10 protein-coding genes are annotated in these 14,970 nt (G+C 57.2%); 6 read left to right on the top strand and 4 right to left on the bottom strand.

Annotation, left to right across the window (positions count from 1 at the left end; all coding sequences use genetic code 11):
* Positions 1 to 228: 228 nt before the first annotated feature.
* The 3 genes from QQJ86_RS00395 to QQJ86_RS00385 are packed head-to-tail and all read right to left on the bottom strand — an operon-like array spanning position 229 to position 2,869.
* Entirely contained in the window at positions 229 to 1,551 is a 1,323-nt protein-coding gene (locus tag QQJ86_RS00395) for a sensor histidine kinase (protein WP_284318908.1), read from the bottom strand.
* Positions 1,548 to 2,288, bottom strand: coding sequence for a response regulator (locus tag QQJ86_RS00390; protein ID WP_284318907.1), 741 nt, complete (start codon positions 2,286 to 2,288; stop codon positions 1,548 to 1,550). The genes QQJ86_RS00395 and QQJ86_RS00390 overlap by 4 nt, the downstream gene beginning before the upstream one ends.
* Positions 2,289 to 2,317: 29 nt before the next feature.
* Complete coding sequence (locus QQJ86_RS00385) at positions 2,318 to 2,869, bottom strand: redoxin domain-containing protein (protein WP_284318906.1); 552 nt, start codon at positions 2,867 to 2,869, stop codon at positions 2,318 to 2,320.
* A gap of 318 nt (positions 2,870 to 3,187) precedes the next feature.
* On the opposite strand from QQJ86_RS00385, the gene QQJ86_RS00380 reads away from it, so the two are divergent.
* The 5 genes from QQJ86_RS00380 (at position 3,188) to galA (ending at position 9,014) form a co-directional block, all read left to right on the top strand.
* Complete coding sequence (locus QQJ86_RS00380) at positions 3,188 to 3,595, top strand: organic hydroperoxide resistance protein (protein WP_284318905.1); 408 nt, start codon at positions 3,188 to 3,190, stop codon at positions 3,593 to 3,595.
* A gap of 38 nt (positions 3,596 to 3,633) precedes the next feature.
* The gene (locus tag QQJ86_RS00375; RefSeq protein ID WP_284318904.1) at positions 3,634 to 4,653 is read left to right on the top strand and encodes an alpha/beta fold hydrolase; all 1,020 of its coding nucleotides are present in this window, start codon (positions 3,634 to 3,636) and stop codon (positions 4,651 to 4,653) included.
* A 157-nt stretch (positions 4,654 to 4,810) separates the two neighbouring features.
* Positions 4,811 to 5,221, top strand: a complete 411-nt coding sequence (locus QQJ86_RS00370) for a cupin domain-containing protein (protein ID WP_284318903.1) — start codon at positions 4,811 to 4,813, stop codon at positions 5,219 to 5,221.
* 72 nt (positions 5,222 to 5,293) lie between these two features.
* A complete protein-coding gene (locus tag QQJ86_RS00365) occupies positions 5,294 to 6,076 on the top strand; it encodes an alpha/beta fold hydrolase (RefSeq protein WP_284318902.1) in 783 nt (260 codons plus the stop codon).
* A 391-nt stretch (positions 6,077 to 6,467) separates the two neighbouring features.
* The gene (gene galA, locus QQJ86_RS00360) at positions 6,468 to 9,014 is read left to right on the top strand and encodes a beta-galactosidase GalA (protein ID WP_284318901.1); all 2,547 of its coding nucleotides are present in this window, start codon (positions 6,468 to 6,470) and stop codon (positions 9,012 to 9,014) included.
* 65 nt (positions 9,015 to 9,079) lie between these two features.
* Here the strand turns inward: galA and QQJ86_RS00355 are convergent, their stop codons facing one another.
* Positions 9,080 to 12,166, bottom strand: coding sequence for a TrlF family AAA-like ATPase (locus QQJ86_RS00355; protein ID WP_284318900.1), 3,087 nt, complete (start codon positions 12,164 to 12,166; stop codon positions 9,080 to 9,082).
* Between the two features lie 375 nt (positions 12,167 to 12,541).
* Here QQJ86_RS00355 and QQJ86_RS00350 point away from each other — a divergent pair, with 375 nt between their 5' ends.
* Positions 12,542 to 14,827, top strand: a complete 2,286-nt coding sequence (locus QQJ86_RS00350; RefSeq protein WP_284318899.1) for an FdhF/YdeP family oxidoreductase — start codon at positions 12,542 to 12,544, stop codon at positions 14,825 to 14,827.
* Positions 14,828 to 14,970: the final 143 nt, after the last annotated feature.

Genomic DNA, 14,970 nt, shown 5'->3' with positions numbered 1-14,970 from the left:
TTTATGCGGGCGCTCGGTCGCGATGATCTGGCGCAGAAGATTGATGATGCACTTCTAGATTGACTCCGCCGTTACTTTTCTTTGGGCCAGCAAAGAAAAGTGACTCGGGCCCTTTAGGGTCCGAAAGCGCCGCAGGCAATACCCCAACACCACGACAGGCCCAGCTGAGGCGAGACGCAATCAGGCCCCGGCGAGAGAGGAATTCACTCAGCGAGTTTTTCGAGCGCCTCAAGGCAACGTAACAGTCGCCGCAAGCCCACCACCCTGCCGATTAGAAAGCTGAAGGCTCCCGCCAATGGCACGCGCCAATTGCGCAGCAATGGCCAAGCCCAAACCTGCGCCGCCCGTGTCACGGTTGCGCGAACCTTCCAATCGATAGAACGGTTGCAGAACCTGATCCAACTGATCGTCGGGAATGCCAGGACCGCGATCACACACGGCCATGCACAACGCGCCTTGTTCGTTACGTCGGGCACTGACTTCGGCAGTGCCGCCATATTTGAGGGCGTTGTCGATCAGGTTGCCCAGCACACGTCGCAGCGCCTGCTGACGAACCATGGCCGCACCGCTGACGGATTCCGATAACGTGACAGCCTTGCCGATGTCCTGGTAGTCGAATACGAGGCTTTCCAGAAAAGCCTTCACATCCATGCGAACGGGTGTCTCCGCACCGCCATGTGCGCTGCGTGCATAGGCCACGCCTTCGCGTACCAGATGCTCCATCTCGTGCAGGTCGCGCAGAATCTTCTCGCGCTCCTCGCCTTCCTCCAAGGATTCCGCGCGCAGGCGCATGCGGGTAATGGGCGTCTGCAAGTCATGCGAGATCGAGGCGAGGATATGCAAGCGCTCCTTGAGATGGCGGGCGATGCGTTCCTGCATCGAGTTGAAGGCGATCGCAGCTTGAGCCACTTCGACAGGGCCTTCTTCACTCATACGCGGGCCTTCCGCTGTCGGCGTGATGGATTCTGCAGCCCTCGCCAGTTGCGCCAGCGGGCGCGCGGCCAATCGCACCGCCAACCAGGTGCACACGAGCAGCACGAACAACTGCAAGGCCAGCACGATCGGCAGCCATTGTGCGATCGGCGGTATGCCGCGTGGCGTAATTTCCAGCGTGAGTGACGAACCATCGTGCAAGGTGAAGTGCACCTGATAGATCTCGGGATGCATCGAGATCGTGTCGGCCTGCACGCGATAATCAGGACCGACTTCTTTCTCGATCCGGCGCGTGACTTCTCGCGAGCGCTCGGTTACCAGCGGCATGCCTGCCTCGCCGCGCCCAAGCAGGAAACGGTAGCTGTCACGCTGCAGGAGGCCTAGCCAATTGACGCGCTCGGCTGCGGGCAAGCGATCGAGCACCGTAACCGAGGTACTTACTTCATGCTCGACCGTGTTGAGCATGGTCGTCGTGGCACTTTCGTAGCGCTCATAGAACATCAGCGCAAAAGAAAGCCCCTGCGCCAGCATCAGGCCGACGAAGATAATCAAGTACACGCGCGAAGCCATGCTGCGCGGCACCCAGCGCACGGGTGTGAGGAATGCCACACGGCTCACGCGTTATCCCCGTGCACGGTGATCGGCATGCTGAACACATAACCTTCGCTGCGCACGGTCTTGATGTACGACTGTTCCTTGGCATTGTCTTCAAGTCGAGTGCGCAGACGGCTTACCAAAAGGTCGATCGAACGATCGAAAAGCTCCGCGTCCCTGCCCTGCGTGAGGTTGAGCAACTGGTCCCGCGAAAGCACACGCTGCGGATGATCCAGGAAGACGCGCAGCAATCGGAATTCGGCGCCGCTCAACGGCACGATGGTGCCCTCCTCGTCCAGCAGATGGCGCGCAGCGGTATCCAGGCGCCAGCGTCCGAACGATAGTATTTCGGTGGCTTCGGTGATGCGCAGATTCGGCGGCAGCATGCGCGTGCGGCGAATCACCGCCTTGATGCGCGCGAGCAATTCGCGTGGCGAGAACGGCTTTACCACATAGTCATCGGCGCCCATTTCCAGTCCAATGATGCGGTCGGTTTCATCATCACGCGCGGTCAGCAGCAATATCGGTAGCGCGCGATGCTTGCCGCTGCGCAAGGTGCGGCAAAGCACCAGGCCGTCATCGCCGGGCATCATGATATCCAGCACGACAAGGTCGAACGCCGACGTATCCAGTTGCGCGAACATGTCGCGGCCATCGACGGCCGCGCTGGCGCGCAAGCCGTTCTTTCGCAGGTAGTCCACGACACCCGTGCGGATGTCGCGATCGTCATCGACGACGAGGATATTGTCGATGTGGTCCATGTTCATGCATTCCCAAAGTTGCGTTGTTGTTACGTGCCCTGCGATTTGCCCAGCAACTGCCGAATGCGTTGCTCGGTGTCGTCATAGTTTCCCTCGCCGACGTGGCGGTAAACCACATGGCCGTGCTGGTCGATGAGGTAGATGGCCGGCCAGTAACGATTTCCGTAGGCATTCCAGATGCGGTAGTTATTATCCACCGCCACCGGCCAAGTGATCTGATAGCGGCCCATCGCTTCCTGTAAAGAAGCCAGGTCGTGCTCTTCATCGTATTCGGGCGTGTGCACGCCGACGACCACAAGCCCTTTGCTGGCGTACGTGTCGTAAAGCGCCTTGGTGTGCGGCAGCACGTGGATGCAATTGATGCATTCCCGTGTCCAGAACTCCACCAGCACCACCTTGCCACGCAGGCCGTCGATGGTCAGCGGAGCCGAGTTGAACCAGCGATCGGCGCCAGTGAAGTCGGGCGCCGGTGTGCCATTGGCGGACTCCTCAGTGCTGATCATGGTCCAAGCGGTTGGCCAGAAAGCAATCAGGGCCGCGCTCAAGGCGGCTATGGCGGCGGCAATGCGGAGTGATGTCATGGGTGGTCTGCCCTGCAGTGGATAAGTGGCAGTGCCAACGCGCCGCCTTGACGCGTATTGGACGCCCCGGATTTATCCCGAACGTGTCCGCTCCCATGGCTTTTTGTATCTGTTTGTACAAACGGATCCCGAGGCAGGCCGGCCTCAGCCGGTGAGTTTTGTATCGAAACGTATCAGACCCCGCCCGTTACACATTTCGATGCCTTTTGGCGCTTGCCCAGACACAACCGGGATACTTCGCCGCGGTTTCCTATGCACACCGGCCAACGCCCCGCCATCCACTTGGGGAGGCCATTCAACCCACTAAGGAAACCGATCATGTCCATCCTCTACACCGGCAAGACCTTCACCACCGGCGGCCGCAACGGCCAGTCGCGCAGCGACGACAACCGCCTCGACATCAAGCTGTCCGTTCCTGGCTCCAACGGCGCCGGCACCAATCCGGAACAGTTGTTCGCCGCAGGCTGGTCCGCCTGCTTCATCGGCGCGATGGGACATGCCGCGAAGGAAAAAGGCATCGCGTTGCCAGCAGACGTTTCGGTCGCCGCTGAAGTCGACCTGGGCAACGACGCCGAGGAAGGTTTCTTCCTCCAGGCACGTCTCAACGTAAGCCTGCCGGGACTCGATCGCGACCTCGCTCAATCCATCGTCGATCGCGCCCACCAGCTTTGCCCGTATTCGAAGGCGACGCGCGGAAACATCAAGGCCGTCGTCACCGCGCTTTAAGTCCCTTCCTCACCACGCACACATTCCAGGAGATCACCATGAAGCGCACGCACTTGGCACTCGCCGCCGCCTTCGCCCTCAGCTTTGCTAGTTTTGCTTCGTTCGCACATGCCGAAGACTCGTCGAATCAGCCGTCCAAGTCACTCGCTACATCGCAAGATCCTTGGGGCCCACTGAAGCATGTCCATGCCGGCGTGCTGGATATCGCTTATGCGGAGATGGGGCCGGCCAATGGTCCAGTGGTGATTCTTCTGCATGGCTGGCCCTACGACATCCATAGCTATGAAGAAGTCGCACCCGCTCTGGCAGCGAAAGGCTATCGGGTGCTTGTCCCCTATGCGCGCGGCTACGGCGACACGCGTTTCCTGTCTGATAGCACCCTGCGCAACGGCGAACCCGTCGCACTGGCGCAGGATGTTATCGACTTCATGGATGCGCTCCATATCAACCATGCAGTGCTTGGCGGCTTCGACTGGGGTGCGCGCTCGGCGGATATCGTCGCAACCTTGTGGCCGGAGCGGGTGAAAGCATTGGTGACCGTGAGCGGCTATCTCATCGGCAGCCAGGATTCCGGTGCAACCCCGTTGCCACCCAAAGCCGAGTTGCAGTGGTGGTATCAGTATTACTTCGCCACCGAGCGTGGTCGCATCGGCTACGACAAATACCGCCACGACTTCGCCAAGTTGATTTGGCAAACTGCTTCGCCGAAATGGAACTTTGACGACGCCACCTTCGAACGCAGTGCGGCTGCGCTGAACAATCCGGATCAGGTTGCCATCGCGGTCCACAATTATCGCTGGCGGTTGGACCTGGCCAAGGGCGAAACGAAGTACGAAGCCCAGGAAAAGCGGCTGGCTCAATTCACGGCTATCACAGTGCCAACTATCGCCTTGGAAGGGGATGCCAATGGCGCACCGCATCCGCAGCCGGAAGCGTACGCCAAGAAGTTCGCAGGCAAGTACCAGTTCCGCCTGATTACCGGTGGTATCGGCCACAACCTGCCGGAAGAAGCACCGCAGGCGTTCACTCAAGCCGTGATCGATGCCGATCACCTTTGATACGGATCGGACGAAGGTTGGCTAACCGTTATTACCTCGCGCGTAATTGCCGCCATTCCCGAAACAGCCAACGATGCCTCTCAACTGGCAGACGATGCCTCCATTCTCCGTTGCGGGGCCAACATCTTTGCAAACGCAAATAAGCAAGGAGCATCACATGAAAGCATCAATCATTGGGGCTGTAACGCTCCTGACCATCGCAAGCGTCCTGGCACCTGATATAGGGCATGCGCAGCAACTGCAGGGAACGCATCGCAAGGAACTTTCCCGTCACAACCTCAGCATTCCGGGCTACGAAGAACTCCAACTGCGTGTCGACATCGATCCTGGCAAAACCGCTCCCAATCACAAGCATCCCGGCGAGGAAATCATCTACGTCATCGAAGGCACTTTGGAATATCACCTCGAAGGCAAGTCGCCGGTGACGCTCAAGGCTGGCGACGTCCTGTTTGTTCCGACGGGCGTTGTCCATAGCGCAACAAATGTCGGGCAAACCAATGCGGCGGAGCTTGGAACATACATCGTTCCTATCGGGAAGCCGCTTGTCGAAGTGGTGTCGCCGCATTAGCCAAATTTCAATGTTTTTTCCGGCCGGATCTCGCTTCATGGCTCTGGCCCACAAAACCCCAGGAGATACAAAATGAAGAAGATGTTCGCAGGAGTGGCGCTCGCATTCGCCATGGTCATTGGCGCCTCTGCATCCGCGAAGGAGCCGATGCATAAACCCACCATCGTGCTGGTACATGGCGCATTCGCTGATGCTTCGAGTTGGAACGGGGTCGTCAAGATCCTGCAGAAAGATGGCTACTTCGTCATTGCCGCCGCCAATCCGCTGCGTGGCGTCAAGAACGATGGTGCGTACATCGCCAGCCTGGTCGCCGATCTGAAAGAGCCTGTCGTGCTGGTCGGGCATTCCTATGGTGGCAATGTCATCACCGACGCGGCCAACGGCCACTCGAACGTCAAGGCATTGGTTTACGTGAGTGCGTTCGCTCCCGATTCCGGCGAGACCGTCGCCGAGTTGGCGGGCAAGTTCCCTGGTAGCACACTGGGCAAGGCACTTGCCCCACCCGCGGAACTCGGCGATGGCGGCAAAGATCTTTACATCCTCCAGAACAAGTTCCCTACGCAGTTCGCGGCCGATGTCCCCTCCGCCCAGGCGGTACTGATGGCAGCAACGCAGCGCCCCATAGCGGAAACAGCACTCAACGAGAGATCGGGCGATGCGGCCTGGAAGAACATCCCGTCCTGGTTTATCTATGGCGATGCGGACAAGAACATTCCGCCGCAAGCGATGGCATTTATGGCCAAGCGAGCGAGTGCCAAAGATGTCGTAGTCGTCAAGGGAGCCTCACACGTGGTGATGGTGTCCCATCCTGATGCGGTAGCAAAGCTGATTGAGAAGGCGGCGTTGGCCAAATAATGATGAAAGTTACCTACAAAGGCCGTCATTCCCGCGAAAGCGGGAATCCATTCTGCCCTGATGCAAGAGCGAAGATGGATTCCCGCTTTCGCGGGAATGACGGCCGTGAGGGAGGGCATACTTTCATGACACCCCTCTTCCAATGCAACAGAGCCTCAAGTAAGCGCCAGCCTTAATCGAGGAGCTCAATGAGCCACCTGTCGCACATCTACACCGTGTGTAACTCGAACAATGCTTTCTTTGCTATGGTGCACGTCGGCAGGCGGCCGCATCACACGCCCTCCACTATCAAAACCATCACGCAACGCTCGGTCTGGCTCAACCACCGCGTCATAGGCAACCATCTTCGCCATGACATCGGTAGGTCTTACATCAGGAGATTGTGATTCTCATGGTTGACATCACGCGCCGCACCTTCGTCATCTCAAGCATCGGATTGTTCGGCGCCGGCCTTCTGCCGCGCTTCGTGTTGGCCAGTAACGGTAAGCAGACCGCGGGACAGCAGTTCTTGACGCTACCGCAAAGCACGACAGCCATGGCGCCACGCGAGCAATGGCTATTTGATTTTGGCTGGCAGTTCGCGCTCGGCAACGGTGATGATCCAACCAAGGATTTCAACTTTGGATTCGGTCAGAGCGATTTTTCGAAGACGGGTACCTTCAAGATTGCCACCGCCGACTTCAATGATGCCGGCTGGCGCAAGCTGAATCTGCCACATGACTGGGCGGTAGAACTCCCCTTTGTGCACGACGACAAGGGCGATGAAGACAACCGAATGCTCTCGCATGGCTACAAACCGCTTGGGCGGCGTTATCCCGCAACCAGCGTCGGCTGGTATCGGCGCACGTTCGACATTCCCGAGAGCGATCGTGGACGCCGCATCTGGATCGAGTTCGACGGTGCGATGCGAGACGTCATGTTGTTCGTCAACGGCTGCTTCATCGGCCGTCACGACGACGGCTACACCTCGTTCCGTTTCGACCTCACCGATTTCCTTAATTACGGCGGCAAAAATCATATCGCCGTGCGTGTCGACGCCAGTTTCGGCGATGGCTGGTTTTACGAAGGGGCCGGCATCTATCGCCATGTCTGGCTGACCAAGATGGATCCGGTGCACCTGGCCAAATGGGAAAGTGTGGTGCGCTCTACCCTCAACGGCGATGCGGCCTCGCTCGACCTTGCGACCATCATCGAGAATGAGAACGCGCATCCGGTCAATGCCTCGCTCGAATGGACCATCGTCGATACCGCTGGCCGCACAGTTGCGCAGGCGACATCTACGGCTCAAACCATTGCGACGAATGCATCGATGGATTATCGAGCCACGGCATCCGTCAGCAACCCTGCACTCTGGTCGCCTGATGAGCCTCATCTCTACACAGCTCTCGTCAAAGTTCTCGTAGACGGTAACGTGCGCGATGCCGAGCAGATTCCCTTCGGCATCCGTACGGCCGTGTTCGACCCCGACCACGGCTTCTCCTTGAACGGCAAGCCGCTCAAGATTCAAGGCACGTGCAATCACCAAGACCATGCCGGAGTCGGCGCCGCTCTGCCCGATCGGCTGCAAGCGTTCCGCATATCCGTGCTGCAAAGCATGGGCTGCAACGCGGTACGCACGTCGCACAACATGCCAACACCCGAATGGGTCGAAGCGTGCGACCGCATGGGCATGCTGATGATGTGCGAAACGCGCCAGATGAGCTCCAGCCCGAGCGGCCTGCAGCAACTCGAAACCATGGTGAAGCGATATCGCAACTCACCTTCGATCATTATCTGGTCGATCGGCAACGAAGAGTGGGAACTGCAAAAAGGCGATATGGCGCCACAAGGTGCACGCATCGCAGCGACCATGGTCGAGCGCTGCCATGAACTCGACCCCACCCGCGTCGTGTCTGCGGCCGTCAACGGCGATAACGAGCAAGGCGTATCCGATGCGCTCGATATCATCGGCTTCAACTACCACACCGATTTTCCCGACGCTTTCCACAAGAAGCACCCGAAGCGCGCATTATTCGGATCGGAAACGTCCAGCGCCATTTCCACGCGCGGCGAATACACCTCCGACAAGGCAAAGAACACAGTCAACAGCTATGACGGCGTCGTGGACTGGGGACAGACGCCAGAGCAATGGTGGACTTTCTACGGCACCCGCGAATGGATGGCCGGCGGCTTCGCCTGGACAGGCTTCGATTATCGCGGCGAACCGACACCGTATGGCTGGCCTTCGATCAGCTCACAATTCGGGATTGTCGATATGTGCGGCTTTCCCAAGGATTATTATTACTACTACAAGGCCTGGTGGCGAAAAGAACCCAGCCTCCACGTGTTTCCACATTGGAACTGGCAAGGGAAAGAAGGCCAGGACATTGCCGTCTGGGTCTATACCAACCTCGATGAAGTCGAACTCTTCCTCAACGGCAAGAGTCTCGGCAGCAAGAAAGTGCCGCATCTGGGGCATGTGGAATGGAAGGTCGCTTACACACCCGGTGTGATCGAGGCGCGCGGCCGTCGCAACGGCGAAATCGTGCTGATCGAGAAGCGTGAAACCACCGGTCCTGCGCAAAAAATCCGTTTGACCGCCGATCGCTCTGAAATTGCCGCAGACGGACAGGACATAGCCATCATCACCGTCGAAGCGCTGGACGAACATGGCCGGTTGGTACCCACGGCGAACAACAAACTCGCGTTCCGAATCTCCGGAAAGGGAAAACTGATCGGCGTCGGCAACGGCAATCCCAACTGCCTAGAAAGTGACAAAGAACCCAAGCGATCACTATTCAATGGGTTGGCCCAAGTCATCGTTCAATCGACGGATGATGATGCTGGCGAGGTGCTGATTGAAGCGGTCGAAGAAGAAACAACGGGACATCCACTACGTTCTGCCTCGCTGGTGATCAGAACAAAGAAGCCTGCGACGAAAGGGCTGCGCGCTGACTGATCAGCTTCTTAGTGCTTGTCGTAGCGAATGCTCTTCCTTGCGCGCAAGGAAGAGCTGGATTTCGTTCACTGCAACCGATACTTCGATTGCCTGTTCTTGAACGCGGGTTCAGTTCCCTCGAGAATCTGGACAACCCTATCCTTGATCTCCGATTGCTCGATCGCGCCAGCCTCATATTCAAATCGAACGCCTTCGGTGTTGCGAAACGCGTAGACGATTTGCTCGGCATCGCAGACGACCGCTAAGTTCGGGTTGTGCGTAACCATGATGACTTGACGTCGCTCCTTCGCCTTCTTGATACACTTGACCAAAATCTTGTAGATAGTTTGGTTGTCGAGGTTTTCTTCTGGTTGATCGATCACAATCGGAATGTCTTCCTTATCAACCAAGAGGTAGAAGACTAGCAATAAGAGCCCTCGCTCACCGGGTGAAAGTTGACCGATGTCCTGGCCGCCGTATGTTAGTGAGTAGCGCGGAGAAAGGTATTCGAGCCCAAAGATATAGTCGAGGACTTCAGTTGCCTCTACGCCTTTGCGAAGTTGATCTGCCAGACGTGTCTCCCGACCGTCTTGCCCGTCGCGTTGATCGGAGTGCATGACTCGATCGATCCTCTCAACAAAAGCAAGAGCGTCTTGCGGTTCCACAAAGCTTGCTTCTTGCAGCATGCGTCGTAACAGCTGGTTGCTCTCGTCGATCCCAGAGAAGGTCCCTCGAACTTGGCGATTGAGCTTTCCCAGAAAGTGGTCCAGAAAACCCGCCTCTTCGATGCGGACATGGATTTCCAGGGGGAGGTTCATGTCCATCTGACCAGCCGACTTAACAAATCCCTGGACGGGAAGGTAGAGTCGCTGAAACTCGTCAACCATGCCCCGAATCAGGCCGTGAATCTCCTCAGAGAGGCCCGCCCGTTGCGCCTTCAATTCCTGAAGTTGGCGAGGCAAAGCTTCCAGCGATCTAATTTCAGACTCTAGCCAAGCAATGGTTCCCTGCTTGTCAGCAGGCCCCATGATCTCGGTCTTCGATTTCCCCCATTTAGCCAGCTCATCCTTGTAGAGCACGAAGAGACGCTGGCGCTCACCGAGCTTGCTCTTAGCATCCGCAATCGAGGCAACGAGCTCCTCGCGTCTCTTCAAGAGGCTACCCGGTTCTACACTTTGGAGCTTCCCGTCAATTGTGTCGATCTCAACCTGCATTGCCTTGGCAAGATCATTGACAGGCTTGGCGTCAATCCGGACTTCGAACAATGAATTGAAGGGGATCTCTATCCCGAGTTCGGCCAAGAGCTGCTTCAACTCAATTTCGAAGGCGTCATTTTGTTTCTTCTGGTTGACCAACGCTTGGGCTATCCGGCGGGCGACCGCTTGCCTCTTTGCCGCAGCGAATTTCAGCTCCCGAAATTCCGTTTCTTCTTTGCTGACATCCTGCAGTTGCAGCTCAAGGCCGTCGATCATAGCTGCGGCATTCTTGGACTCCTCCAAGGCTTCGGGCGAAGCATTCGGATCTTCGACCTGCTGGGGCTTGGCTTCTTCTAAGGAAGCAAGCTCAGCGTTCTTTGCTGCGAGACGCTCGGTCAATCCATTCTTGAACTCAGGGAAGAGTCTTCCTTCGGCACCAAGTATCTTGACGTTGAGTGCAGCGATTTTTCCACGGAGAGCTTCCATTGCCTTGTTGATCTCAGCCACCTTGAAATTCAGCAGCGCATCCATAGACGGCTGGCCAAGCTGGTCCTCAGCGGGCACGTGAGAGTAAATGATCTTGCGCAGCTCTGCGTCGAAGGTCGCTGAGCCACCTGTACCTAGCTCGTTGCATAGCGTCTCAAGATAACTCTGCGGCAGATACTTGACTCGCTCCACACTGCTGGACTCGGGATCCTTGTCCAAATCCCTTGAAGCCTCCGAACCATCGCGCCAGACCAGCGTACCCACGAAATGCTGGGCGAGTTTTGCTCGTGGATCTCGGAAACGCGCCTCGTTCAAGAACGAGAAACTGCGATGGTTCTTGGTGTTACCAACCAAGGCAATGATATCCGCAAGTGCGCTCTTGCCGCTCCCCTTATTACCGATAATCGCCACCAAATCCGGATTTAGTGGTAAATCCATGTCGAACCATGTGTCTACGAGCTTTGAGTTGTCCTTCTTGGCAATCTTGACGGACCGAATAAACTTCGTCCGATTGAGTTCGACATGCTGGCGCTTGGGCGGATTGTCGCCGACGTAAACTCGATCCTCGAACTCCTCAATGGCCTGCAAAAGCCCCTTAAAAGTGCTATCAGCCTTGATCCACGTAAAGCAGTTACCAATGCGATCCTTATCGATAGACGCGCTCAGCCCGTGGGCGTCGGAGCAGTCAAGGAGATTGGAGTTGACGCCGGCTTCGCGCAGCTTAGTCCTGGCCTTCGCGTAGTCCTCCGGCTTTTCTGCTGCAGTAAAGACGAGATCGGCCATGTTAATGAGGGTCTTTTTCTCTGCGATCGAGTGATCATCCCATTTGAGGTTCTCCCATTCGGTCTTGCCGACTGCGACGATGAACTTTCCCTTGAGGGCTTCGTTCTCCAAAGCCTTACGCAAACCATCAGCGCTCACGTTCAGATTGTTGAAGCCCTCAATGAGTGCGCTTCCATATGCCGCGCGCTTGTCTGCCGGAACAGACTCGATGATGGCAGCGCCCAGAGCTTCGATGCTTTGCCGGGAGATCACCGAATTCCACTTACCTTCACCGGTCGAGCCCGGGAGAAGACGGTAGCTCGGAGCGATTGCCGAAATGAATTGCTGGCGGATGAATTCCGGTTCAACCTGATCGAATATGACGTGGATGTTGATTCGGCTCCAATTCGATGGGGCGTTACCGCTTTTGCCTCCTTGGACCACGCCACCGAACTTATCCAATCGCAACTCAACCACCGGCACGATTAGATCTATGTTCTTCAATCTTCCCTGCGCTTGCTTCGCCCTCAGTACCTTCTCGTAGCCATCAACGAGGACGTAATCATTGATGCCGATTACTTTGAATTCCTCTGGAAGGTTCTCGATGTCCTTCAAGAATGCCTCCCACGCCTCCTCATGGGAGCCTGGATAGTTGTGATAGAAGGACTCGGGCGTATGCACATGCAAATCCCATTTTTTCCAAGTGGAACCAGCCAGAGCGAGGGGCATGTTCTTGTCTCCCTGAAATTGGTGGCCTTGCTATTCTTGCGATCTCCTTACACGAGGCCTAGCGTATTCGAGAACTTAGCTAGATTCACCTCGAACAAGCGAAGCCATACCCTATGGATGAAACGTCCGGTATCCGCCTACCCTTTTTCTCCATGCAAAGTTACGGCCTTCCCTGCCGGCAGCGTAATTCGCACCTACTCTTCATCTGTATCTGTAGACAATACCCATCCAGAGGAAGATATTTCATTAAGGTGTCGCGCAACGGATCATTACCGGAACAGATACCACAACCTGCGTGGCGCAAGCCGCCTGCTCGGTAAAAAGCCGGGCGACAATCAGGCTCAATAGATACAAGCACTACAGCGAGATGGCGTCATGGCTGATAAAGAGATTCCCGGCATTCGTCCTTACAACGCACCCGCAGGTGGCTGGGGAGCATTGCGAGCAACGGCCAAGGCCGTCCAGGAGCAAATGAATGCCCCTGACGCCACGATGACACTCCTTCGAACCAATCAGCCTGAGGGATTCGACTGCCCGGGTTGTGCATGGCCGGACAAGGAGCATAAATCCACCTTCAGGTTTTGCGAGAACGGTGCAAAAGCCGTCACGTGGGAGGCGACGAATAAGCGCGTTCCTCCGACATTTTTTGCTGCTCATACGGTTACGTCGCTGCGCGAATGGAGCGATTACCAGTTGGAGGATCAGGGTCGATTGACACACCCGATGGCCTACAACGAGGAGAAGGACATCTACGAGGCGATCAGCTGGGACGAAGCCTTTGCGCGCATTGGCACGATTCTCCGCAGCCAGGCCAACCCGAACGCGGTCGAGTTCTACACCTCGGGGCGCGCTTCCAACGAAGCGGCCTTTCTCTACCAAATCTTTGCCCGGGAATACGGCACCAACAATTTCCCGGATTGCTCGAACATGTGTCATGAGGCGACTAGCGTTGGTCTTCCTCACTCCATTGGCATCGGCAAGGGCACCGTTTCACTCGACGATTTCGATCATTGCGAACTCATCATCGCCATGGGGCACAACCCGGGTACGAATCATCCCCGCATGATGGGCACGCTCCATGAAGTGGCGCGTCGCGGCGCCCCCATTATCGTGTTCAATCCGTTGCGCGAGCGTGCGCTGGAGCGCTTTGCCGATCCGCAGGACCCGCTGGAAATGGCGAGCTTTGGCGCGACCGAGATCGCGTCGACCTACCTTCAACCCAAGGTCGGTGGCGACGCAGCGGCGCTCAAAGGCATCATGAAAGTGCTGCTTGAGATGGATGAAGTGCTAGGGCCGGAGGGCGCCGTTCTCGATCACACCTTCATTGCGGAGCACACCAACGGATTCGAGTCGTTCGCAGCCGATCTTCGCGCGACTTCCTGGCGAGACATCGAGACTACCTCAGGTGTACCTGAAGACGAGTTACGCAAAGTCGCCGAAGCCTATGCCAAATCCAAGGCGACCATCGTCACTTATGGTATGGGCATCACACAGCACAGCATGGGCACGCAGAACGTCCAGCAGATCGCCAACCTGCTGTTGCTGCGTGGCAACTTCGGCAAGCCCGGTGCAGGCATCTGTCCGCTACGTGGCCACTCCAACGTCCAGGGTGATCGAACGGTCGGCATTACGGAAAAGCCAGGCGCCGCCCTGCTCCAGCGGATCGAGCAAACATTCGGCTTCCGCCCGCCGGCCGCACACGGTCATGACGCCGTAGCGGCCATGCAGGCCATCGTAACGGGCGAATCGAAGGTGCTGATTTGCCTCGGCGGCAATCTGGCTGTGGCGCTGCCCGATCCGGAAGCGTGCTTCAAGGCGGTGCGGCATCTCGAACTCTCGGTACATATCGCCACCAAGCTCAACCGCTCGCACCTGCTCACGTGCAAGAACACCTTCATCCTGCCCTGCCTGGGCCGCACCGAGCGTGACATCCAGGCAACCGGGCCGCAGTCGATCACCGTGGAAGATTCCATGTCGATGGTGCATGCGTCGCGCGGCAAACTGACGCCGGCTTCGGAAGCACTGAAGTCGGAACCAGCCATTGTTGCAGGCATGGCAGCCGCCACGCTTCCCCAGAGCAAAGTACCGTGGATGCATCTGATCGAGGACTACGATCGCATTCGCAATGCCATTGAGTCGGTTTTTCCGGACTTCGAGAAATTCAACGAGCGCATCCGTGTCCCGGGAGGTTTCAGGCTGCCACTGCCACCGACGCAGCGGATCTGGAATACGCCGTCCGGAAAGGCGGAATTCCTCAAGTTCACCGGGCTGCACGAAGACCCTGTTTTTACGGATCGAACGATCCTCAAGCTGACCACGCTGCGCAGCCACGATCAGTACAACACGACCATCTATGGACTGGATGATCGCTACCGTGGCGTTTTCGGACGACGCGATGTGCTCTTCATGAATGAAGATGACCTCGCAGAACGGGGCATCGAGGAAGGTGACGCGTTAATCGTGGAGACCGCATTCGGCAAAGGCCAGGAGCGACGCATGACCCAAGTCATCGCGGTGATCTACAAAATCGCAAAAGGCTCAGTCGCCACCTATTACCCCGAAGGCAACTGCCTGGTGCCGCTCGACTATATCGATAAGGTTAGCGGGACACCTTCCTACAAGTCCGTTCCAGTGCGTGTGACGCGGGCTGGAAGCAACTGAGATTGCCGGGCTCACCGTTTGGCTTGGGGTCGAAGGCGCGTACCGAGCGATACGCGCGCGGCCCTGATTGCAAAGCAGCTCGTAGGTTGGCGTGTAAACCCCAACCTACAAATTCGCAGGCGACACCCATGCCATGCAAAGGA

The organism is Dyella acidisoli (assembly GCF_030160295.1).
GTDB lineage: Bacteria > Pseudomonadota > Gammaproteobacteria > Xanthomonadales > Rhodanobacteraceae > Dyella_B > Dyella_B acidisoli.
The sequence above is the reverse complement of the archived record's forward strand: the minus strand, read 5'-3'. Positions and strand labels throughout refer to the sequence as shown.

What these genes read in the sequence shown, in the direction of transcription:
- QQJ86_RS00380 (WP_284318905.1), top strand. Translation starts at nt 3,188, where the DNA reads ATGTCCATCCTCTACACCGGCAAGACCTTCACCACCGGCGGCCGCAAC.
- QQJ86_RS00370 (WP_284318903.1), top strand. Translation starts at nt 4,811, where the DNA reads ATGAAAGCATCAATCATTGGGGCTGTAACGCTCCTGACCATCGCAAGC.
- QQJ86_RS00365 (WP_284318902.1), top strand. Translation starts at nt 5,294, where the DNA reads ATGAAGAAGATGTTCGCAGGAGTGGCGCTCGCATTCGCCATGGTCATT.
- QQJ86_RS00355 (WP_284318900.1), bottom strand. Translation starts at nt 12,166, where the DNA reads ATGCCCCTCGCTCTGGCTGGTTCCACTTGGAAAAAATGGGATTTGCAT.
- QQJ86_RS00385 (WP_284318906.1), bottom strand. Translation starts at nt 2,869, where the DNA reads ATGACATCACTCCGCATTGCCGCCGCCATAGCCGCCTTGAGCGCGGCC.
- QQJ86_RS00350 (WP_284318899.1), top strand. Translation starts at nt 12,542, where the DNA reads ATGGCTGATAAAGAGATTCCCGGCATTCGTCCTTACAACGCACCCGCA.
- QQJ86_RS00390 (WP_284318907.1), bottom strand. Translation starts at nt 2,288, where the DNA reads ATGGACCACATCGACAATATCCTCGTCGTCGATGACGATCGCGACATC.
- QQJ86_RS00375 (WP_284318904.1), top strand. Translation starts at nt 3,634, where the DNA reads ATGAAGCGCACGCACTTGGCACTCGCCGCCGCCTTCGCCCTCAGCTTT.
- galA (WP_284318901.1), top strand. Translation starts at nt 6,468, where the DNA reads ATGGTTGACATCACGCGCCGCACCTTCGTCATCTCAAGCATCGGATTG.